The organism is Pseudomonas sp. HD57-3 (assembly GCF_056113135.1).
Map to the genome: position 1 here is coordinate 3,453,390 of NZ_CM148568.1, position 21,938 is coordinate 3,475,327.

Annotated in this window: 17 protein-coding genes and 1 pseudogene; 11 read left to right on the forward strand and 7 right to left on the reverse strand. The window is 54.3% G+C overall.

Annotated features, from left to right (window positions below):
* Positions 1 to 233: 233 nt before the first annotated feature.
* Positions 234 to 1,181: a LysR family transcriptional regulator gene (locus AC0R79_RS15440; RefSeq protein ID WP_474730378.1), complete on the reverse strand. Its 948-nt coding sequence runs from the start codon at positions 1,179 to 1,181 to the stop codon at positions 234 to 236.
* Between the two features lie 102 nt (positions 1,182 to 1,283).
* Here AC0R79_RS15440 and AC0R79_RS15445 point away from each other — a divergent pair, with 102 nt between their 5' ends.
* The 6 genes from AC0R79_RS15445 to AC0R79_RS15470 all read left to right on the forward strand — a co-directional run bounded on the left by AC0R79_RS15445 (position 1,284) and on the right by AC0R79_RS15470 (position 5,355).
* Positions 1,284 to 2,024: an SDR family oxidoreductase gene (locus tag AC0R79_RS15445; protein WP_474730380.1), complete on the forward strand. Its 741-nt coding sequence runs from the start codon at positions 1,284 to 1,286 to the stop codon at positions 2,022 to 2,024.
* 29 nt (positions 2,025 to 2,053) lie between these two features.
* Positions 2,054 to 3,136: an alkene reductase gene (locus AC0R79_RS15450; RefSeq protein WP_474730382.1), complete on the forward strand. Its 1,083-nt coding sequence runs from the start codon at positions 2,054 to 2,056 to the stop codon at positions 3,134 to 3,136.
* A 473-nt stretch (positions 3,137 to 3,609) separates the two neighbouring features.
* Positions 3,610 to 3,843, forward strand: coding sequence for a hypothetical protein (locus tag AC0R79_RS15455; protein WP_474730384.1), 234 nt, complete (start codon positions 3,610 to 3,612; stop codon positions 3,841 to 3,843).
* Between the two features lie 698 nt (positions 3,844 to 4,541).
* The gene (locus AC0R79_RS15460; protein WP_474730386.1) at positions 4,542 to 4,868 is read left to right on the forward strand and encodes a hypothetical protein; all 327 of its coding nucleotides are present in this window, start codon (positions 4,542 to 4,544) and stop codon (positions 4,866 to 4,868) included.
* A 2-nt stretch (positions 4,869 to 4,870) separates the two neighbouring features.
* Complete coding sequence (locus tag AC0R79_RS15465; RefSeq protein ID WP_474730388.1) at positions 4,871 to 5,110, forward strand: hypothetical protein; 240 nt, start codon at positions 4,871 to 4,873, stop codon at positions 5,108 to 5,110.
* Complete coding sequence (locus AC0R79_RS15470; protein WP_474730390.1) at positions 5,107 to 5,355, forward strand: hypothetical protein; 249 nt, start codon at positions 5,107 to 5,109, stop codon at positions 5,353 to 5,355. Before AC0R79_RS15465 ends, AC0R79_RS15470 begins: the two co-directional genes overlap by 4 nt.
* A gap of 165 nt (positions 5,356 to 5,520) precedes the next feature.
* On the opposite strand, the gene AC0R79_RS15475 is transcribed toward AC0R79_RS15470, so the two are convergent.
* Genes AC0R79_RS15475 through AC0R79_RS15485 form a run of 3 tightly spaced genes read right to left on the reverse strand, consistent with a single transcriptional unit; the run spans position 5,521 to position 7,473 of the window.
* A complete protein-coding gene (locus AC0R79_RS15475) occupies positions 5,521 to 6,192 on the reverse strand; it encodes an anti-sigma factor (RefSeq protein ID WP_474730392.1) in 672 nt (223 codons plus the stop codon).
* A complete protein-coding gene (locus AC0R79_RS15480; RefSeq protein WP_474730394.1) occupies positions 6,189 to 6,824 on the reverse strand; it encodes a sigma-70 family RNA polymerase sigma factor in 636 nt (211 codons plus the stop codon). Before AC0R79_RS15480 ends, AC0R79_RS15475 begins: the two co-directional genes overlap by 4 nt.
* Positions 6,825 to 6,879: 55 nt before the next feature.
* Positions 6,880 to 7,473, reverse strand: coding sequence for a fasciclin domain-containing protein (locus AC0R79_RS15485; RefSeq protein ID WP_474730395.1), 594 nt, complete (start codon positions 7,471 to 7,473; stop codon positions 6,880 to 6,882).
* A gap of 807 nt (positions 7,474 to 8,280) precedes the next feature.
* Between AC0R79_RS15485 and drt2 the strand changes: the two genes are divergently transcribed.
* From drt2 to AC0R79_RS15500, 3 genes and pseudogenes are all read left to right on the forward strand, one after another.
* A complete protein-coding gene (gene drt2, locus AC0R79_RS15490) occupies positions 8,281 to 9,576 on the forward strand; it encodes an antiviral reverse transcriptase Drt2 (RefSeq protein ID WP_474730397.1) in 1,296 nt (431 codons plus the stop codon).
* Between the two features lie 347 nt (positions 9,577 to 9,923).
* Entirely contained in the window at positions 9,924 to 13,610 is a 3,687-nt protein-coding gene (locus tag AC0R79_RS15495) for a YobI family P-loop NTPase (RefSeq protein ID WP_474730398.1), read from the forward strand.
* 158 nt (positions 13,611 to 13,768) lie between these two features.
* Positions 13,769 to 14,182: pseudogene (locus AC0R79_RS15500) on the forward strand (transposase); the annotation flags it as partial.
* Positions 14,183 to 14,746: 564 nt separating this feature from the next.
* Here the strand turns inward: AC0R79_RS15500 and AC0R79_RS15505 are convergent.
* From AC0R79_RS15505 to AC0R79_RS15515, 3 genes are all read right to left on the reverse strand, one after another.
* Positions 14,747 to 15,664 carry a SphA family protein gene (locus tag AC0R79_RS15505; protein ID WP_474735118.1) on the reverse strand — a complete coding sequence of 306 codons (918 nt, stop codon included), beginning with the start codon at positions 15,662 to 15,664 and terminating at the stop codon, positions 14,747 to 14,749.
* Between the two features lie 132 nt (positions 15,665 to 15,796).
* Complete coding sequence (locus AC0R79_RS15510) at positions 15,797 to 17,371, reverse strand: arylsulfatase (RefSeq protein ID WP_474730400.1); 1,575 nt, start codon at positions 17,369 to 17,371, stop codon at positions 15,797 to 15,799.
* Positions 17,372 to 17,575: 204 nt separating this feature from the next.
* Positions 17,576 to 18,367 carry a transporter gene (locus tag AC0R79_RS15515; protein WP_474730402.1) on the reverse strand — a complete coding sequence of 264 codons (792 nt, stop codon included), beginning with the start codon at positions 18,365 to 18,367 and terminating at the stop codon, positions 17,576 to 17,578.
* A gap of 240 nt (positions 18,368 to 18,607) precedes the next feature.
* On the opposite strand from AC0R79_RS15515, the gene AC0R79_RS15520 reads away from it, so the two are divergent.
* Both AC0R79_RS15520 and aspT read left to right on the forward strand, forming a co-directional pair.
* On the forward strand, positions 18,608 to 20,218 hold the full coding sequence (locus tag AC0R79_RS15520; RefSeq protein ID WP_474730404.1) for a mechanosensitive ion channel family protein: 1,611 nt from the start codon (positions 18,608 to 18,610) through the stop codon (positions 20,216 to 20,218).
* A 21-nt stretch (positions 20,219 to 20,239) separates the two neighbouring features.
* The gene (aspT, locus tag AC0R79_RS15525) at positions 20,240 to 21,931 is read left to right on the forward strand and encodes an aspartate-alanine antiporter (RefSeq protein ID WP_474730406.1); all 1,692 of its coding nucleotides are present in this window, start codon (positions 20,240 to 20,242) and stop codon (positions 21,929 to 21,931) included.
* The last annotated feature ends 7 nt before the right edge of the window (positions 21,932 to 21,938 follow it).

Consider the following 21,938-nt stretch of genomic DNA (forward strand, 5'->3'; position numbering starts at 1 on the left):
AACCATGAAAGTCACTGCCTATAATGACACTCGATTGCTCGCAGGGACTCCCTGGTACGCGAAGGCGGTCAACCTTCGCGTACGATTCCTCTCATGATTTTTATTTGCTAAGCGAACGTCCACTACCGGTCTGTAGCTGTCACCTGCGAGGGTCCGCTTATGGCCGATTGCTGCCTGTCGCGTGCGCTGCAATCGGCAAGAAGCGGTCATTCAAAATCCACCAGAATGCACTCTCACATACTCGGTTTTTTGATTAGCTCATCCCAAGGAGGCGTGGGAGGGAACAGCTCCATCAGATATGCAATGAATGCTTTTACGTTTGGGCTACCTCGACGGCTTTCTGGCCATAAAGCAGTGATACTAAAACGCTCTACGGTGAATTGTGGGAGAATCGGAACCAGTTCTCCCCGGCGCACATACGGCGCAGCTACATAGTGCGGTGAGATACCGATACCGCCCCCGGCAGCTATTACCACAGCAACCGCATCGCTGGCATCGACTGTAAAAGCTGTATTTGGCGACAACTCAAGCTGTTTACCATCCGCCTCATAAGGCCATTTCAAACTCTGCCCCGTGCTCTGATACCGAAAATTCACGCATTCATGACCCGCAAGGTCTTCAGCCGTTACCGGAGTGCCTTTGCGCTGTAGGTAATGAGGTGATGCGAATGCACCGATCCGATGCGGGCCCAGCGGGCGAGAAATCAGTCGCGAGTCGGCAAGGTTGCCAACCCGAACCGCGACGTCGATGCCTTGTTCAATGATGTCGGAATACTGATCGCCAAGCCGCAGATCAATAGCCAGGTTCGGGTATTGCTCGCGAAATCTTGGCAGGGCTGGCGCGAGAATATTCAGTCCAATCGGCAACGGCGCGGTGACTTTCAACACGCCCGAAGGCTCGGCGCGGGAGGCGACGGCGGCCTGATCGATGTCTTCTACTTCACGCAGAATCCGCAACGCCCGTTCGTAAAGATCGCGGCCCTCCGGGGTGAGCACCAGTGAGCGTGTGGTGCGGGTGAACAGCATCAGCCCGAAATGCTCTTCGAGCCGTTGCACGCTTTTGCTGACGGCCGACGGTGATACCGACAGTGCCCGGGCTGCAGCCGTGTAGCTGCCCAGCGAAGCCGCTCGTGCAAAGGCGATGAGCCCAGTTAAACGATCCAATCCGATTTGTGCCTTCATGGCACTAGTAAAGCGACTTCTGCCCTAATTATCAATCTTCATTCCAAGCCGTAGTCTTTGCCCATCGAACGCCACTCGGGTGTTCCAGACGGAGACTCAAGCATGAACATCACCCAAACCCTGCCATCCTCACTCACCGACAAAACCGTGGTCATTTTCGGCGGTACCTCCGGCATCGGCCTCGCCGCTGCCGTGCAAGCGAAAGCCGCTGGCGCCAAGGTCATCGTCATCGGTTCAAACGCCGCGCGTGCCGGACAAGCCGCCATCGAGCATGGTTTCGACGACTGGCGCGCGGCAGACGTGACTGACAGTCAGGCTATCGAAACAGCATTGGCAGATATCCCCCAGGTCGATCACCTCGTTCTGCTCGCCGGCACGTTTGTGGCTGGCTCCGTGCTTGCGGCGGATCTCGCTTACCTGCACCGCGCGTTCGATGAACGCATCTGGGCATCGATCAATGTGATTCGGATCCTCGGTGACAAGCTGGCAAAAGACGGCTCGATCACGTTCATTTCCGGCTCTCTGGCTGATCGCCCGAATGCCTACGGCACCGCCGTGCTGGCAGCCGCCTCGGCAGCGATGGAAGCACTGGCTCGCGGTCTGGCTCTAGAGCTGGCACCGGTGCGGGTCAACACGCTGTCGCCGGGCCCGATCAACACCCCGATTCTCGGCAAGGCACTGGGTGAGGGGCGTGAGGCATTTATCGCCTCACTTGAGCAGGTTCTGCCCCTACATCGCCTCGGCACAGCAGCAGAGGCAGGCGCGGCAGCGGTGTTCCTGATGAGCAACACCTTCATGAACGGCGCCGTACTCAACATCGACGGCGGCGCACGCCTGGTTTGATCCTGCCCACCTTTTTGGAGAGCCTGAACATGACATCGTTATTTGATTCCCTGCGCCTCGGCGCGCTCGATTTGCCCAACCGTATCCTGATGGCGCCGATGACCAGAGCCCGCGGTACTCGCGAGCACGTCCCGACCGAGATGATGGTCGAGTACTACCGTCAGCGCGCCAGCGCGGGACTGATCATTTCCGAAGCGATCGGCATCAGTCAGCAAGGTTTGGGCTGGCCTTACGCGACGGGCATCTGGTCCGACGAACAGGTCGCCGGCTGGCGCAAAGTCACCGACGCAGTTCATACTGCTGGCGGCCGGATTATCGCGCAGCTGTGGCACATGGGCCGGGTCGTGCACCCGAGTTTTCTCGGTGGCGGCCAGCCGGTTTCCGCATCGGTCACCACGGCGCCGGGCCAGGCGCATACCTACGCCGGTAAACAACCGTATACCCCGGCGCGCGCGCTACCGCTAGAAGAAATTCCTGCACTGCTGGAAGACTTCCGTCAAGCCACGCGCAACGCAATCGAGGCGGATTTTGACGGCGTACAAATTCACGCCGCCAACGGCTATCTGATCGACCAGTTCTTGCGCGACAGCGACAATTTTCGCAGTGATGCCTATGGTGGTTCGATCGATAACCGTATCCGCTTGCTAAAGGAAGTAACCGAGGCGGTTGCAGGCGTCATCGGCGCCGACCGCACCGGCGTACGCTTGACCCCAAGCAGCTATGAACAGGGTATCCGCGATAGCGATCCAGAAGCCCTATTCATCCGCGCTTCCGAAGTGCTGTCATCGATCGGCATTGCTCATCTGGAAGTCCGCGAGCCACCGCTGGACGGCACCTTCGGCAAGTCAGAGCGGCCGCCGCTGGCCGGGATGATTCGCGAAGTGTTCAAAGGCGTACTGATCCTCAACTCGGACTACGGGCTTGCCAAGGCGCAAGCGCACTTGGATGCAGGACTCGCCGATGCGATTGCATTTGGACGTCCGTTTATCGGCAATCCGGACCTACCGCTGAGATTCGCTCGGGGGTTGCCACTGGTGGAAAGCGAGATGAGTACCTGGTTCAGCCAGGGTAGGGAAGGCTATCTGGACTATCCGACGTCAGGTTCCGTTTGAGTTGACGATCGGGGGAAGGACGATCGTCCGTTATTGGCCGAAAACGGACGCTGGCTGGCTCCGATGATGAATTGAGTGCAGCAACCCACCTTACACCCGCAATGATTGGCCAGGTTTCGATACCGCGATCCCCTGTAGCAATTTTTAGCATACGACGATCACTGCGCCCCTGGGTACTAGCGGCCATGTATGCGAAGGGGGAATAACGTGTGTGCAAATATCAGCTGAGGGCTTGTAAAGGTTGGGACTTCGAATCTCTCCTTAACCGCCACACTCAGCAAACGCAACCTACTGATTTTTCTAGAGAGAATCGGGGGGGGCTTGTGTTTTTTGGCTTCTGAAAAAAAAGTCCATATGGGACTGAGATGGGACTAGCGCACTGTTCTGGTGCAAAAAAATGAGAACATGACGACAACGTCTGCAAATCTCGGACGGCCGCATGAACTAGGCTTTCCAGCACACTTCAATCTAGGATGGATCCCGTGTCAGATCACTCAGATTTCAACGTCGCTACGGCAGATGCGCTGACATTGCTTTTGGACAATCAGTATGCGATCGGCGCCGCTATAGATGAGGTCACGAAATGGCTTTCAGAGAACGGCGCAGAGGAGGCTGCCGCTAACGCGAGCATGGTTATGGAAAACCTGGACAAGAACGCACAAGCACTCACAGACGCAATCATGCGACTTCGGGGGTTTAGAAAGTAAAGCAGCCCTGCACCGGATTTTATCCGGTGCAGGGCTGGGGGACGGTTGCCGGTGATTCAAGCAGCAGATGTTCGCTGGTTGCCAGGGGGTATCTGCGAGCTTTCGCTGACGGAAGTTGCTCCCAGATTGCCTGCTGCCTTTGCACGAGCACGACCCACGCCCCATGCGAGAGCCGTTGTCATCGTGTCATTGGGTAATTCGTCATGAGCTTCTTCAAATTTGGGGAGACCCTCCCCGTCATATACACCGATGAACAGCTGAGTTCTGCCCTTTCTCGAAACACGCGCCTGAACGTCAATCACACTGCCGTCACTCAACACCTCATCGTGTGACCGACAGTGCAACTCACAATCCGCCCAGAGCCAGTACCTCGAACCTCTTCGCATCATTTGACGGCCTCCTTGTTGTTTTAAATTGCAAGAGTGCCACGCGGGAGTTATTTTTTAGTCCGCAAAACAATGAGCGTCAACCCCGAACAATAGCCTTCTCAGGTGAGAAATCGGCGTGTTAGTCCCTGTCGGCGGGTAACAAGCCATTGCTTGTAAATCCAGCCTATGTTCAATCGGCCCCCACACCTGACCGCGGTGTGGAGCCCTTTTTTCGCCGCGTGGAAACCAGTCCCCCAGGGACTGGTCTACCATTGCCTGACGCTCTGGCACACCGCCAGGCCGATCTCAGGGGAACAAGGAACAGGGTTCATGTCTTACGCCTATGAAGGCTTGGCCACCGTCGGCGTGCTCGCCTTGTACGAGGGACAGGCTCCCAACCGGTTGACCACGCTGGAAATGAACGTCCGGGTGATCAACCTCGGGCCGAAACGCGTCTGCCTCGAGTTCGACCACTATCTGCTAGGCCCCAAGCAAGCCAACGCCCTCCAGGTGGTCTTGCCCGACGGTGTGCTGTTGCAAGGCCCGATTCTCGACGGGCGCAACGAGCCGGCCGGCGGCTGGCTGCTGATCGACGTCGAACACCGTGAACTGCCTCTGCTACCGCCGACCAATCTCAACGGCTGGACATGGGTGTGAGCATGAGTGACACCCTGTCTGCGCTGGACCTGCCGCCGGCGGTGAAGGTCCAAACCCTCAAACTGCTGGCCCGTATCAGCCAGGCGGCCAGCGCCGACGAGCTGCGGCGCGCCAGCGATCGCGCCGCCGGGTTTGTTTTGGGACTGGAGACGGTCGAAGTGCTGGACGCGGCGCGCATTAAGGCGTTGTATGACGTCTTCGACGGAGCCGCCACGGCGCGTCGGCAGGAGGATGCACAGTGATCGGTGACGGTATTCATGAAGACGTGTTGCGCGCCCTGGTCGAACAATACTCGGTGCGCGAATGCCTGGTGGCCAGGATCGAGGGTGGCCCCGACTGGGGCCTGTCGATTCGCCTGGGCGGCAGCGGCGCACGCTGGGTGCCGGTACGCTCGCGACGTGAGCCGCTGCGCACCTGGTCCAGCCTCACGGCGGTGGGGCGCTTTGCCGACAGCGTGGGCATGAAAGGATTCAGTGTGGAGTTGTGACCAGCGCTAGGCCATTGGCCGAAAAACGTCGTTCGTAAGCTACAGCTATCGGCGAGGAGCTGCCGTTTATGTTAAAGAGTAAGTTGCGCTGACTTCGGACTCTGCAAGGCAGATAAGTAAGTCGTTTTTACTCACGAAAAAGATTAAAGATTTGCCGGCCCTAAGTTATAGCGCCGTAAGCACGCCCTGGTACAGCACCGGACCAGTCGGCTGTCCTGTCGGCGATCCGCCCTCGGGCTCAAGACTGACGGCCAGAGTGATGGATTCACCAATGAGAGCTTTCTGCGCGCTGCCCAACTTGATCTCCCCATCTCCACCTGGCCGTATCACCCCGAGGGAGACGGGTTTGCCATCTTGCGGAATAACCCACATTTCCAGGCTGCGATTCTTTTCGACCTTTACCAATGCCAACAGTTTAATTTTCAGGTAATTCTCGTGAGCTTCGATCCTCATCCACGACTGTGCGTCGGCACTACGCAACGTAGCGCCGTAGCGTACTTCGTCACGGTTGTAGATAGCGCCCAGGGTTACTACTACCAACGAACATGCTGCAATCGTCACCCGGAGCCAGCTCCAGAATGGCTGCCTCAAAGTGAGCTGCGCTGTTTGCGGATCTATACGCGCCGTGACTCCGCGCCATACACGATCCGGCACAGGTTGTTCAGCCAGATGCTCAGTAAGGCTCATGAGGCTGTCCTGCCATTGCGCAAGTTCCGCGCGAAGTTCCGAGTCTTCGATTAACAACTGCTCAAAGCGCCGGCACGCGGTTGGCGGCATTAAACCGATGGCATAATCGGCAGCAAGTGCACGACGCAGACTCGGAGTTTGGTAGTTCATGACTCAAGGCACCTGCGCAAACGCTCCATGCCTCGGCGGATCCAAGACTTTACCGACCCAAGCGGCGCTGACAGATGCTCAGCCAGCTCTGAACAGGAAAGTCCCTCAAAATAAGCAATGGTGATCGATTGGCGTTGCATCCCTTCGAGACTATCTAGGCACCGATTCAATGAAGTGTTCTCACGGGAGCTGTTCAACTGATCGTGTGCCGAGGGGCTGTCGTCGACCAGCATCTGCGCGTCGAGGTCACTCAGCGGACGTTCGCGATGCTTTCGCAATTGGTCGATGGCCTGGTTTCGCGTGATATTGATCATCCAGGTCATCGGCGCCGACAGGTGCGATTGGTAGCGCGAAGCATTGTTCCAGATACGCACGAAACTTTCCTGTAGCACCTCCTCAGCCAGATCTGAGCGTCCCATGAAACGCATCGCCACGCCATGCAGACGCGGACTCACGCTACGATACAGCGCATCAAAAGCACGTCGGTCCCCCAGGGAACACTGGGCTAGAAGGTGTTTGAGTTGGTCAGTGTCAGCGATGGGAATAGCCTTTCTCCAAACGATTGGGTCGTGAGACCCTACAAGTCGATTGCAGCCAGAGGTTAGCCCACGGCGCGCGGTTGTTCCATTCACGGGTGGGCTCCTCAGAAGACTCGCCGATCCTGCTGAAATCGACCGGCGACGCCGGTCAACTTTTCGGCATCAGGACCTTGTCGATGACCTGTATCACACCGTTCGATTGGTATACGTCATAAGTGCTGATGTCGGCGACGTCGCCCTTCTCGTCTTTGATGGTGATGTTGTGCGGGCCATTCATCATTGCCCACAGTTTTCCGCCCGAGACGGTGGTCAGTTCGGTCTTGCCACCACCGGTCTTGATCTTTTCGGCAAGGGTGGCCATGTCCAGTTTGCCGCTCACAACGTGGTAAGTAAGGATCTTGGTGAGGGTTGCCTTGTTTTCTGGCTTGAGCAACGTATCGACGGTTCCTGCGGGCAGAGCAGTAAAGGCTGAATTGACCGGTGCGAACACAGTAAAGGGCCCTTTTCCCTTGAGGGTGTCGACGAGACCGGCAGCTTTCACGGCGGCGACCAGGGTGGTGTGATCGGCCGAGTTCACTGCGTTGTCGACGATGTCCTTGCTCGGCAACATGCTTTGACCGCCGACCATGACGCTCTCGTGACTCATCGATGCAGCATGCGCAGCGTTGAACACTAATCCGCTACCTGCCGCCAAGGTCAGAAGGCCCGCAATCAATGGCGTTTTGATCGAAATGCGTTTCATCGTGATGATCCTTTGTGGGGAAATCGGCCAGGAAAGTCTGTCCGTGCTTGATATACGCGGTGGCGTTCGGATTGGATGCAGTAGCGCCTGTTTTTTTGCAGAATTTGCGAGTGAGTGATCCAGTGACCACTATTCGTTAGGCAAGGTGGCGATACCCCCTGCTGGAAGCTCAGCCTTTCGGAAGGATGCTTTTGACCGAAAGCGTTCATCCGCGAGCGGCTACTATCGGCCAGAAGCGGACATTCCCATGCGACCGCTGTCGGCCAAAAGCGGACGTTTGCACGTACCGCTACCGGCCAGGAGCAGACGTTCGAATGAGTCTAAAAAGACGGGAGGATTCAAGTATCGGGCTCACGATGACGCCAGTTGCACACTGCTAAGCACCATGGGCTCAGTCATTTGAGAGCGCCGTATTTTATCTTTCGGTGTAAAACTACGATTTTTTAAAGGGCCATTTTTTCGAGGTGCAGGTAGGGCTAAAAAATATGTTTTGATCCCTAGGCGCGATCGCATTCCTTGTGCTAGATTCAGAGTGCTTGTGGCATTAGGCCATAAGGTGGATCACAAGTTGTCAAGCCACCCATGATTATTTATCAGCGGGAAGCACATGGCGAACAACAACACGCGGAATCTCTTCATTGAGAACCTCCAGATGTAATCGTGATACTGGCACTATACGTCAACTCTAGCAATACGCGGCCTAGTCTGAAAAGATGGATAATGTTTAGAGCATTAAGTTTAGCCGGTGGGGCGGTTTAGGGATTGCCGCCATCCTAGTCCCACCGGTTGGCTTATCAAGGTGCTAGTATGGACGAGTTGCCGTGGTACAAGCCTAGAAAATATCTTCACTTTGATCGTCCTGTCGGTCAGAAAGCTGCACTGGATTATGCTTCATCCCCTCAGAAAGTCGCAGCTCATTCGTTTTATCCTTTTATCACCTACACCTCAGTTATATTGAAGTATCGGCTAGATAATGATCGTGGTGTGTTCGTAAAAAATCCCAAACCTAGGCCAATCAGTTACTCAGCCCACTTAGACTCACACATATATGCTTATTACTGCTTCATTTTAAGCCAGCTGTATGAAAAGGAACTGGTGCGACGTGGCTTACATACGTCGGTATTGGCTTTTCGCTCCATTGATGGAAAGAGCAACATTCATTTTGCACATGATGCGTTCTGCGAGATCAAGGCTAAGGGAGAATGTTGCGTTCTTGCATTCGATGTTGAAAAGTTCTTTGATCGCCTCGACCATTCACGGTTGAAGGCAGCATGGGCAAAGTTGCTTGGAGTTGGAAAACTTCCAGTCGACCATTTTGCGGTTTTCAAATCGATCACCAAAAGCTCTCGCGTCGATAAAGTCGCCCTCTATGAAAAGCTCGGTGTGTCTATCCATAATCCACGAGTTGAGAATAAGCGCCTCTGCTCGGCCAAGCAATTTCGTGATGATGTGAGAGGTGGTGGGCTTCTTGCTACTAATCCCGAGTCACGCGGCATTCCGCAAGGTTCTCCAATAAGTGCGCTCCTGTCCAATATCTATATGTTGGAGTTTGATCTCGCTTTACTTTCCAGACTATCCTTGACAGAGTCAGTATTCTACCGTTACTGCGACGACATACTCGTCATATGTGATTCCGAAAAGGAGGATGAGATTTATGAGTATGTGAATGATGAAATTAGAAAACTGGGGCTAAATTTGCAAGAGAAGAAAACGGAAATTAGACAATTTGCGTTTGACGCTGCTGGCAAACTTCGCTCTGAAAAACCGTTGCACTACCTAGGATTTTCATTTGATGGGCAGCGTGAGCATATCCGCTCCTCCTCTATAACGAGATATTATAAAAAGCTTCGCAAGCGTATCTGGGTAAGCAAGAAGGCAATGGATCGTTGCAATGAGCTTCGGGCTGGAAGGGGGGAACCTCCGAGAGAGCTTTTCCTTCGTACTATCTATAGAGGCTATAGTTACCTCGGGCGCAGAAACTTCATTTCATATGGATTTAGGGCTGCGAATATTATGGATTCCCAATCAATTAGGAAACAGTTGCGTTCCCATTGGAAAAAGCTAAATAAGTTTTTGGCTGATGCTAGGTCAAGTAGTCAATAAGTAAGTTTAATTAATTCACAGTAGTAGGGCGCTAAGATTATGGCATTAAACTTTTGCGGGGTCGAAGCACAGTGCCCAAACATCCGCTTTTGGCCGATAACAGCGCTCACGAACGACCGTTATCGGCCAAAAGCGGACTATGGCATCCGTTTTCCGCATTCAAGTTAACGCCACTTGGCCTTAAGCGTCCAGTTGAGCCAACACTTCTGCATAACGCAACAATGTGCTCCTTCGTGCAAACGGACGCAGGATGAGCTTCAGCACGTGTATATCAGAGCGAGTAGGATTGTTCGGCTTTCTGGCAGAATGTGGTAGTGCTGCAGTTTGGGATTTTTCCAGGAGGACATGTGACCTTTCATTTTTTGCGCGGCATCCGTAATCGTGCTCGGGGCATCTTCTGTTCTGAACAGGCGCCAGCCAAGGAATCTTGGAACTTGGTCCCGCTTACCCCTGAGTACCTAGCAGAAGAGCATGGCGGCTATGTCGCCGCAATCGAAGCTGCGCTTGCTAAAGATCAGGTCCGTAACATTGCGTTGTCCGGCAACTACGGGGTCGGTAAGAGCAGTATCATGCAAGAAGTCGCTCGGCGGCAGGATAATCGCATCGTAGAGTTATCGCTCTCGACGCTTGCTCCTATCGAAGCTTCCCAGCTTGATAATTCTGTGCCTATCCAAGCGACAACCCCGACCAATCGCATCCAGCAGGAGATTGTCAAGCAACTGCTCTATCGAGAATATCCGAGCAGAACCCCTGGCTCACGGTTTCGGCGTATTGAGCGTTTCCGGTGGTGGCGGGCGATTGGAACGTCGATGTTGTTGGGTTTTGTCGTTGCTGTAATTTTCTTGCTGACTGGATGGACGTTAAAGATTGATGCTGTGTTCACGCCATACGTGGTAATTGGTGTTTGGGCTCACCTTGTCATTTGGAGCACTGCGGCGCTGACTATCCTACTGGTGAGTTGGTTGTTCTATGGAAAACTGCATATCAAGCAGCTCTCCGCAGGGGCTGCAACCGTCACGCTCAACGAAAGCTCCGTTTCGTACTTTGACCAATATCTCGACGAGATCGTGTACTTCTTTGAAGTCTCGGATCGGGACATTGTTCTCTTCGAGGACGTCGACCGGTTCAACGACTCTCATATCTTCGAGACGCTCCGGGCGCTGAACACTTTGCTCAACGCCTCGCCCCAGATCAAGAAGCCGATTCGATTCATCTATGCGATCAAAGACAGTATCTTTGATCGCATCGGCCTCGAGATTGAGGGGCGCAGCCGTCATACGGAATTAGTCACGACGGACGATCCTGCTCAGGCCGAAGCAGTACGCGCCAATCGCACGAAATTCTTCGATCTGGTCATCCCGGTGGTTCCCTTTATTACGCACCGGAGCGCGCGCAACTTGGCACTGCAGTTACTGAGTCAAGTTGAGCACCAGGTATCTCCAGAACTACTCGACTTAGCAGCGCAATACGTGCCGGATATGCGACTCCTCAAGAACGTCCGTAACGAATTCATCGTCTTCCGTGATCGAATATTTTCGGGCGACGGCAAGCAGCTCAATTTGAGTGAAACTGACCTGTTTGCGATGATGCTCTACAAGAGCACGCACTTAGCAGACTTCGAGACCATCCGGCTCGGTCATAGCAAGCTGGACATACTCTACAAGCTCAGCCGTGAATTGGTGACTGAAAACATCAGGCAAGTCGAGGGCGAGATTAGGGCGCTTCGCCAGCAGATATCTCGGATCAACGGAGCTGCCAGCCGCAGTGCTCAGTTGGGCGAACGTCTGCTTGCTCATGTGCAACGAACAGCTGAGTCTGCGGGCTTCCGGACTCAGAATGCAACGTACTTGTTCGCTGGTGCTGAGAAGTCTTCGGGAGATCTTCAGGGAACGCAGTTCTGGACAAGCTTCGTCTCTCCGGACCGAGACTTGCCACTTGAATATTACGATAGCTACCGGGGTCATAAACTGTCGTTCACTCGCGACAGTCTTGCGGCTGCGCTTGGTGATCCGCTGGACGCTGAGAGCTGGAACGAGACGGATCGTGAGGAGTTCACTGAGCAGATCGAAGAGAAGATGCAGGAAGTTAAATTCTTGGGAAGCGCGGACCTTGGTGATCTGATCAAACGACCAAAATTCCTCGTCCAGTATGAGGATAACAGGCTGTCTTTCGAAGCGATCGCGAAGTTCATCCTAACGCCCGGTTTGGCGTACCAGATTGTTCGCGCCGGGTATATCAACCGCAACTTCACACTCTACACGTCGACATTCCACGGGGATCGCGTCGGGTCCGCTGCCACGAATTTCATCATCCATCACGTCGAGCGAGACCTGACTGACCTGCACTTCCAGCTTACTCCAGAAGACGTAGACGCTGTTGTCCGCGAGCGAGGCAAGAGTGCGCTGAAGGATCCTGCGCTTTACAACATCGCTATCCTAGACCATCTACTGGCTAAACATATCGAGGAGGCCGACATCATGATCCGCTCCCTAGTTGGTCTAGGGGCGCCTCAGGCCAATTTTCTGCAGGCGTACCTTACCGCTGGGAAAGAGTGCACACGGCTCATCGAACGGTTCACGGTCGCCTCCACACAAGTGCTCACCTATCTCGTAAGTCAGGCGGACCTAGATGACTCTTCACGGCTAGAGCTTTTGAATGTAGCCCTAGCACACGTGACGCCTTCAAAGCAGCGGATAGATTCAGCGGTGTCATCTTATTTGTCTGCGCACTACGCCGAGTTCGCAGCACTAAAGTCCGACGCGACCGTCCCGGCCCAGGCTGAACGTATAAGCGTACTCTTCGAGGATGCGGGTATTACAGTGCCTCGTCTGGAACTGTTAGGTCACCATATTCGTACGTCGTTTGTGTCACGCAATTTATATGAGATCACATATCTGAATCTCGCGATCGCCATCGACAATTCAACAACCGTTGCGCTCGATGTCATCCGGGATCGGAGCGAGGCGGTGTACGACTATGTCTTCAAGCATTTGAAGAAGTATCTGGAGGCTATCGATGGCACTTCCACGACGATTGATGCGAACGAGAAATTTCTCGCAGTAATTGAAGATGTACTTTCGACGGAAGCAACTTGTCTAGGTGACGTAATCAAACTCGCTGCTCTAGATTGCGAGGTTGTAGATCTCTCGAAAGTGTCTGAGGGCGCGTGGCCAGCGTTGGCCCAACACAGGCGGTTCCCTGCAACTTTCAGCAACATTAGCCGCTACGTGGCGGTTATTGGGATTGATGCTCAGCTTGCGAGAATACTGACGGCAGTTGCCGAGATCACAGACACTAAAACCGCTGACGAAGAGTCGAAGACTGCATTGGCAATAGCAATCCTAGCGGCAAGGGATCAGCTCCCATCCGCTGTGCTCCGTACGAAGCTGGTCGCTAGCCTAAGCCTGCGCTGCTACCTCACGATTGGCGATATCGCGGCGGAAGTTGGCGACCTTTTCGCGCAGTTACTCAAGCACGACATCATTGCGGATGAAGCCACATCATATGAGCACCTTGCAGCGACTGACTGGTTAACGCGCAGGGGGTTTATCCGAGAGTCGGGCGAGTTTTCAATCTACATGACCCCGGCGTTAGTGGGCGCTGATCTGGCAGAACTTCTGAAAAGCGATGAGATCGATACGACAATCAAGAATTTGGTGGTTGAGCAAGCTACAAAGTATGCGGAGGTCGCGGACCAGCAAGGCCTGAATGAACTCGCACGATTCGCCATCCGATGCGGATTCGAACTATCGCCCGATGTTGTGCAGAAAATGGCGCAAGAAAATGTCTCAATGGCGCAGATCTTACTACTACTTAAACCCCACCTGGGTGTGATTAGCCGAGATCAGCTCTTCATTATCCTGCAAGCACTTGACGGTGATTACCCTAAGCTCACTGAGGTGGGTCGCAGTCGGTTGCGAGTTCCGGATACGCTTGCTGATCGTGAGCTATTGGATCGTCTTCGACGGGAGAAGACTGTAAGTAGTTACTACTTCAATAAGGGAGTGATAGAGGTAAACAGGAAGCGTAAGTGAGACTTGGCTATGCAGGAATATTGATGGAGGTTTACTACCACGTCCTCGTAGAGGGGCAGTCGAACACCGTCCGCTTTTGGCCGATTCTGTTGAAAAAGTAGCTCCCCTATTTGGCCTGCGGCAAAATTGCTGCATTGGCCAGCAGGGAAGCACGCAGCATGATGGGACAGTTATCGAGTGGACAGGAGCGACTGTTTTACTCGTTCAACCTTGAAGGTCACATCCCAGCCAATCACCTTTTGCGCAGCATTGATCAGTGGCTCGATCTTAGCGACCTGCGCCATTACCTCGCCGATTTCTACAGCCCGATTGGGCGTCCGTCGATTGATCCCGAACTGATGATTCGCATGCTGATCGTGGGTTATTGCTACGGTATTCGCTCCGAGAGACGGCTGTGCGAAGAGGCTCACTTGAACCTGGCGTATCGTTGGTTCTGCCGGTTGCGCCTTGAAGATGAAGTCCCTAATCACTCGACCTTTTCCAAAAATCGACATGGCCGCTTTCGGGACAGTGATCTGTTTCGCTGGTTGTTCAATGAAGTGCTGCGTCGCTGCATGGACGCAGGTCTGGTCTGCACGAAACAAAAAACCCAAAACCAACCCAATAACCGAGCGGCAAAGCTCAACGAAGGGCCGAAAAACCACTCAATGTGGTGAGTAGGTTCTCCAGTGCTGGTCGTGCCTGAGTTCAGGCCAGCTGAAAATCCCACTTTTTCAACAGAATCGGCCGAAAGCAGTCATTCATATTTGTTCGCTCTCGATTGACAGCCTAGCCGCGCAAATGCCTCTAAATGGCACAGATAGCAGCTCGGAACGAACTTATGAAACAAGAGAACGTTAGCGTAGCTCATCAAACCGTCTTACTCCTCGTAATCATTCCTAACTCTGAGCGTTAAATTTCACAACGTACGGAATAGGAGAGAAGTTATAATTTGCTCCCCGCCCCATGGTGACTTATAAAATACCGCCCCCCCCAGTTAGGCCGATGAGTACGTATTAATAGACTTTAACTACTCGATTGACAGGCTCTTACTTGGAATGGCATTGACATCCAGGCCGTCGATACCCAAAAATGTTACGGAGGTATTTTCAATCTGACTCGAACTTCACCTAATCGGTTGCCGAGAATAACTTTGCTTAAAAGAAAGCCAGCGTCAAATTGACCGCGAAACCGTTGCCCTCCGGCCTATTTTTGGTATCGAACTCCGGTACCCAGCGTGCACTGACATTCACTCTGGCATCATTGAATTTACCGGCCCAACCGATCACCGGACCGGCTCCTACGGAGCGACCGCGATAGCCGCCAAATGAGTCAGCAGTCTGACCTTTGTCGTCGGTAACCTGCTGCACATACCCACCGACGATGCCTGCGCTCCAACCGTTGCCGAACCCGTGCGTCCAGAGTGCATCGAAGGTGAAGATGTTGCCATTACGATAATCGGTGGCATCGTTCTTGGTGTAAAACTCCAGACCGGAGGACAGCGTAATTTCGCCGCCCGAGCCGTCGAGGTGGGTGAAAGCTACGGTGGGCATGAACGTGTAATTATTCTGGCCAGGGTTGGCCAGGCGATTATCGTTGTAGGCACCTGTCGGGAGGTAAACAGGAAGGGAAAAGGAGATGTGGTTTTGCGCGTCGAAGTGATAGCCGGCAGCAATGGGTGTCACCAGAATATCGGCAAACTGTGTTCCCGTGTCTTCTGCCCCCAGCACGCGACCCCGAGGCTGGGTAATGTCCACGGTTACATCGGTATATTGCACCGGCACGCCAATAGCCGATGCATAGTTCCATCGACCTTTGCCGGTATCCCATACGTGGGTGAAATTGGCGATGGTATAGGACACTTTCATATCCAGATCCCCGCCGATTCTACCAACAATTGGCACGCCCTTATTGCCCTTGAGATCACCGTCGTACCAGATGCTGGTCAATGACATGATCCAGCCAGGGTCCGATGGCACTACCCCTGCGTTGGAAAATACCTGTTGGCCCGTAATCGGACGCCCGACGCCTCCCTCGGCCGCAAGCAGTACGGGACTCATTCCAAACGCAGACATGAATAACAAGAAGCTGGCAACTAAAGTCTTTCTTACCACTGCTTTGCTTTCCTTCAATCCAGGATCAGTTGAGCAACTCGGTCCAAAAACCGAAACGTCCGCCATCAGGCGGACGTTTGGAAGCGGCTCTGGTTATTTTTGCTGCTTCATTTTTTCCTCGATTTTCTTGTCTACGTCAGCGCGAACCTGATCGATGCTGAAGCTGGCAGGGCGTTGGCTTGGCGGATAATCTACGAAGGTCTGCAGGAAAGCTGCGGCTTTACTGATGCCCTGAAAGATCAGAAAATCGTTCTTCGCTACCCAGTCGTAGTACTGATCGGAGACAACGTCGGCGCGCTCGTAAGGGTCCATGCGCAGGTTGAAAACTTTAGGTACGCGCAGGCAGGTGAAAGGTTCGCTCCACACTTTGAATCCACCCGGTGCACGTTGTTCACAGAAGACGAACTTCCAGTTGTCGTAACGCATGGCTACCAAATCACCATCATCACTGAAGTAGTAGAAGTCGTTCCGTGCGCTCTTATCAGTTTTACCGGTCAGAAAATCAAGCTGGTTGTAGCCGTCCAGATGAACCTTGAAGTTCTTTCCACCGACGTCGGCCCCCTTCAGCAGGCGTTCCTTGATATCGGTATCGCCCGTTGCGGCAAGCAATGTCGGAAACCAGTCCAAGCCGGACATCATCTGAGTAGAAACCGTGTCGGCCTTGATTTTTCCAGGCCAGCGCACAATCGCCGGCACGCGGTATGCACCCTCCCAGTTAGAGTTTTTCTCGTTACGGAACGGAGTCGTTGCAGCGTCCGGCCAAGACCATTGGTTCGGGCCGTTGTCAGTGGTGTAGACCACGATAGTGTTGTCGGCAATTTTCAGATCATCAACTGCTTTAAGCAGCTTGCCTACATCACCATCGTGTTCCAGCATGCCGTCAGCGTACTCATTGCCCGGCATGCCACTTTGGCCCCTCATCGACTCACGCACATGAGTGAATGCGTGCATGCGCGTCGTGTTCATCCAGACGAAAAACGGTTTATCGGCCTTCGCTTGTTTGTCCATGAAGTTGATGGCGGCCTGAGTGGTCTCGTCATCGATGGTTTCCATACGCTTTTTGTTCAACGGCCCGGTATCTTCGATCTTGCCGTCGGCAAAGCTGTGGATTACGCCACGAGGAGAGGCAGCCTTGACGAAGGCCGCATCGTCTTTTGGCCACAGTTCGCGCTCGGGCTCTTCTTCGGCATTGAGGTGATAGAGGTTACCGAAGAACTCATCGAAGCCATGGTTGGTGGGAAGGTATTCGTCCTTGTCGCCCAAATGGTTCTTGCCAAATTGTCCAGTCGCATAACCCTTTGCTTTCAGCGCTTGAGCGATCGTGACGTCCCTTGCTTGCAGCCCGACTGGAACACCCGGCATACCAACTTTGGAAAGTCCGGTACGCAGTGGTGATTGACCGGTGATGAATGTCGAACGCCCGGCGGTGCAACTGTTCTCCGCATAGTAGTCAGTGAACATCATGCCTTCTTTGGCAATCCGGTCGATGTTTGGCGTCTTATAGCCCACGACGCCATGGGAATAAGCACTGATGTTGGTCTGCCCAACGTCATCGCCAAAAATGACGAGGATGTTAGGTTTATCGGCGGCTGAAACGGCTGTAGACAACGTAATGAGCGAGGTCGCCACGATGGCGAATTTGGGTAACCACTTGCGTACGCTAGTCATAAGACTGGCTCCTTGGCCGGTGGGTCGCACAAATGCGACTTTTATGTCAGATGCGGTCCTGTTTATGCTGCGAATGCGGTGCGTAAGTTCAGCTGGGTCCAGAAATGAACAGCACAATTCGACAACCATAAGGACGATAGTCCAGCACTGGATATTTGCCCGATCTTGAGCCTCGCTTTTGGGATAAGCGGCACAAAACAATAGTCAACGCGGAAATAAAAAGGTGATTGCCGCGCGAAATCCCCACCCCTCAGGACCGTCTTCGGAACTATCGACCCAGTAACGTGGCCCGGCCTGGACTGTCAGCGGGTGGCCACCGATTTTCAACAATTGAGTAACCGTAAGATTGATCGGAACCGACCATTCTTTTTGCCGCCAGTTATAGGTGGACTCGCCATTAATGCCATACGTCGTGAATTGGCTCGTGGTGTAGGAAAGGAACGGTTGCAGGAAAGTTTGATTGACCTTGTCCTTGTCATCTGGCGGGCTACCTTCTAGCCCCCATAGGTGGTTGGCGAGGACTCCATGCGTCCAGCCATTGGCTTGCTTGAGCGCTACGATCGTAGGCCCGGCCGCCCATTGCTTGCTGCTCAGCAGTTCATCACTACCGGTTGGAATCAGCAGCGCAGGGCCCGCGCCGAGTATCCAGCCGCTGTCGGTGGATTTTTTTGGGGAAAAGAAAAAGCTCTGGGTAATGTCACCCACGCCGGACTTGTCGGCTGCGCCACCTGCAGCAAGACCATGTTGGTCGATCACTGGCAGGATGGTTCGGGAAATCAGGTTCCAGTTTTCGTTCAGGGTAAACGGTAGCACCGGTTGAATGTTGGTGACGCTTTGCATTCCTTTGCCGGTGGGACCTGTCTTTTGATCCCAGTTGTATTGCACGGGCAGGCTGTACATAGCGGCGACGGGGTTGAGTGCTTGTTTGGCAAGTTCGGCGGAATCCTCTGCAAAGGTCAAACCGCTGTGCAGTAACGCCAAGGTCAGCGGCAACATCAGTAGACTCGGCCTGGACATGATGATCTTCCTTGTATGTAACCAATCTGCAAATTTGCATCAACGCGTTTATCCCAGCCAGCGTAGTGGGCGAATTCCGATTCGTCGTCATGACCGCATATTTGTGGGCACCAAAGGTGCGAAAAAAGCTGGGTGTTCATATCTGACAACCGTTCATCGCTGAACTACGCTGCGTTTTGTAGTTCACGAACTCATGCCTGATGCCTAAGGAACAGACGCATGCAGAACCGGTTTTCTGTGCTGATGATGATCGTTTTCAGCGTCGTCTGGTCTGCGCTCGTTTGGGCTGATGAGAATGGCGCGTCGGCTGAGCAGGCTGTTGAACTCAAGGTTGCGAACCGCAGTATCATGGTCTTTCGCGCTACATTGCTTGGGGAGGCACCAACATCTCGAGTCAAGCGCGCAAAAGCAGTGATCAGCGAAGCATTGGAAGAAGCCGACGATCTTGCAGTCAGCGTTGACTCTATTCAGGACAGTTACCTGATATTGCTGGGGACCAAGCGCGCGTTCATCGTTTCACCCAAAGACGTCGACAATCTCCAGTACCCCTCGGTGCAATTGGCAGCGGAGGCCGCTGCCGAGAAATTGCGTCAGGTTGTCGCGGAAACTGGCGAAGCCCGTAGTCTGAAACTTATGGTGCGCTCGCTTGGCGCAGTAGCGATTGCTACAGGCATTTACTTCGTGTTGCTCTGGGGAATTGCCTGGCTGCGCAAGAAATTGCTGCGCAAATTACCCGATTTGATGCATCGCCATACACAAGCGCTGCGGGTAGGTCGCATTCAGCTGGTTGATGCCAATTACTTGTATCCGCTGGTCAATCGACTGTTTTGGCTCGTGCGCTGGCTGGTGATCCTGCTGCTGACTTACGAGTGGCTGGGTTTTGTCCTGTCACGCTTTCCCTACACCCGCCCTTGGGGCGAAAGCCTCAACAGTTACCTGGTTGAGGTCGCGAGCTATTTGCTTCAGGCCATCATCGACGCGGTTCCTGGACTTGTGATTGCCTTGGCAATCTTTTTCATGGCTCGAGGAGCAACTGTTTTCAGTCGGCGTGTGCTCAGACGCATGGCGACACCAGGAACATTCAGCTGGCTGAACCACGAGACCCTGCACCCGACCCAGCGACTCACCTCACTGGCGATTTGGCTATTCGCATTGGCAATGGCCTATCCGTATTTACCCGGGGCCGGTACCGACGCGTTTAAAGGACTGTCCGTGCTGATCGGTCTGATGATTTCTTTGGGCGCGACTAGCGTAGTCGGTCAGGCGGCAGCTGGACTGATCCTGACCTATACGCGCACCCTGCGCCCCGGCGAGTTCGTGAGGATTGGCGAATATGAAGGTACGGTGACCGAGCTTGGCATGTTTACTACCAGTATTCGCACTGGTCTTGGAGAAGTACTCACCTTACCGAACTCGATGATCACCGGTGCTGTGACCAAAAACTACTCACGTACCGTCCAGGGTCCAGGGTATGTGGTAGATACCGTGGTAACCATCGGGTACGACACACCGTGGCGCCAGGTCGAGGGCATGCTGCTGGAAGCTGCCAGACGCACGCCCGGTGTAGTTGAAAATCCCCCCCCGCAAGTTTTCCAGACGGCCTTGTCCGACTTTTATCCAGAGTACCGGCTCGTCGCTCAGGCGATTCCCAGCCAGCCGCGTCCGCGTGCCGAATTGCTCAGTATGCTGCACGCAAATATTCAAGATGTGTTCAACGAGTACAGCGTGCAGATCATGTCGCCGCACTATCTGGGCGATCCGCAACAAGAGAAGTGGGTGCCGAAGGACCAGTGGTACACCGCACCGGCGCAACCACCGAAAAATCAGTGATCGTTGCAAGGAGTCCGCGACATGCTCGATTTCATTCTGCACGCGCTACGCACTGATCCGGAGATCGCCGTGTTCCTCGCGATTGCCCTGGGCGTGTTTGTCGGTCGGATTCACATCGGCAGTTTTCACCTCGGTTCGGTGGCTGGTGCGTTGCTGATGGGGCTGTTGATTGGGCAAATTGGTCTGGAAGTGCCGGCGGGGCTGAAATCGGTGTTTTTCGTGATGTTCATCTACGCCGTCGGCTTCAAGAGTGGTCCGGAGTTTTTCGGCAGCCTTAATCGCGGCACGATGAAACTGGTACTGCTATCGGTGGTGCTGTGTGCCACCGCCCTGGGTGCAATTCTGCTGATGTATGCGGTGTTCGATTTCGACGCCGGGTTTACTGCAGGACTTGGTGCTGGCGCGCTGACCGACACGGCGATCATGGGCACAGCGACTAGCGCAATCAACCAATTGACGATTGATGCCGCTGCCAAGGCGCAACTCAACAGTCACATGGCAATTGCCTACGCCATTACTTACCTGTTCGGCACCATTGGTTTGATCGTGTTTGTCGGCAGCATTGCGCCCAAGCTACTCGGGGTGAACTTGCGCGAATCGGCGCGCGAACTGGAGCTGGAACTGGGCATCGCCAAAGAGGAAGAGGCGATCACCGTGCCCTATACGCGCATCGTCGTGCGGGCTCACCAGGTGGCGAACAATGGCCAGGCGGATGGCCAGCGCATCGTCGATTTTGAGAAATTGCATGACTCATTGACCGTCGAGCGCGTGGTGCGGGCAGGACAGATCATCGAGCGCAATGAAAATTTCGTCCTCATGGCCGGCGATGTCCTTGGCGTGTATGCCTTGCGTGAATCGGTAGGAACGCTGAGCCATTGGGTCGGCCCAGAAATCGACCACCTCGAGTCCTTGTCATTCTCCACTCGCGAAGTGGACATCGTCCTGACGTCGGCCGAGTTTGCCGACAAGACCATCCACGAAGCGAAAACCAGGCTGGCCAGCGACGGGCGACTGGGCTGCTTCCTCAATACCATCACGCGACAGGGCTACGAACTGCCGTTGCTGCCCAACACGGTACTACGCCGGGGTGACGTGCTTACGTTGACCGGTCGCACCTCGAGTGTCGAAGCGTTGGCCAAACGTCTCGGGCGCATCCGAAAGAACAATTACAAAAGCGACATCGCTATGCACACTCTGGGAATGGTACTCGGCTCGCTGTTGGGATTGTTGTCGACCCACATCGGCATGATCCCGGTGGAGCTGGGCATTGGTGGCGGTGTGCTGGTCGCTGCTCTGGTGATTGGCTGGTACAACTCGCGCCACCCGGAAATCGGAGCTCTGCCGCCAGCGGCGCAATGGGCTTTTTCCGAGTTCGGTCTGACTGCGTTCGGCGCAGTGGTGGGTTTGCTCGCCGGGCCGGCGGCGTTTGCTGCGATGAAAGAGCAGGGCTTGGCGTTATTGTTGTCCGGCGCGGTGGTGACGATTTTACCGCCGCTGGTGGCGCTGTATTTCGGCCGTTACGTGCTGCGCCTGCACCCAATGATTCTGTTTGGCGCGCTGGCCGGGGCACAGACCGAAGCGGCGTCGATGAACAAGATCATCGAGCAGTCCGGCAGCAACACGCCGGTGATTGGCTTCACGGTGTGCTACGCGATTTCCAATGTGCTATTGGCGGTGTGCGGGCCGATTATCGTGTTTGTCGCCGTCGGCTAACAGAACA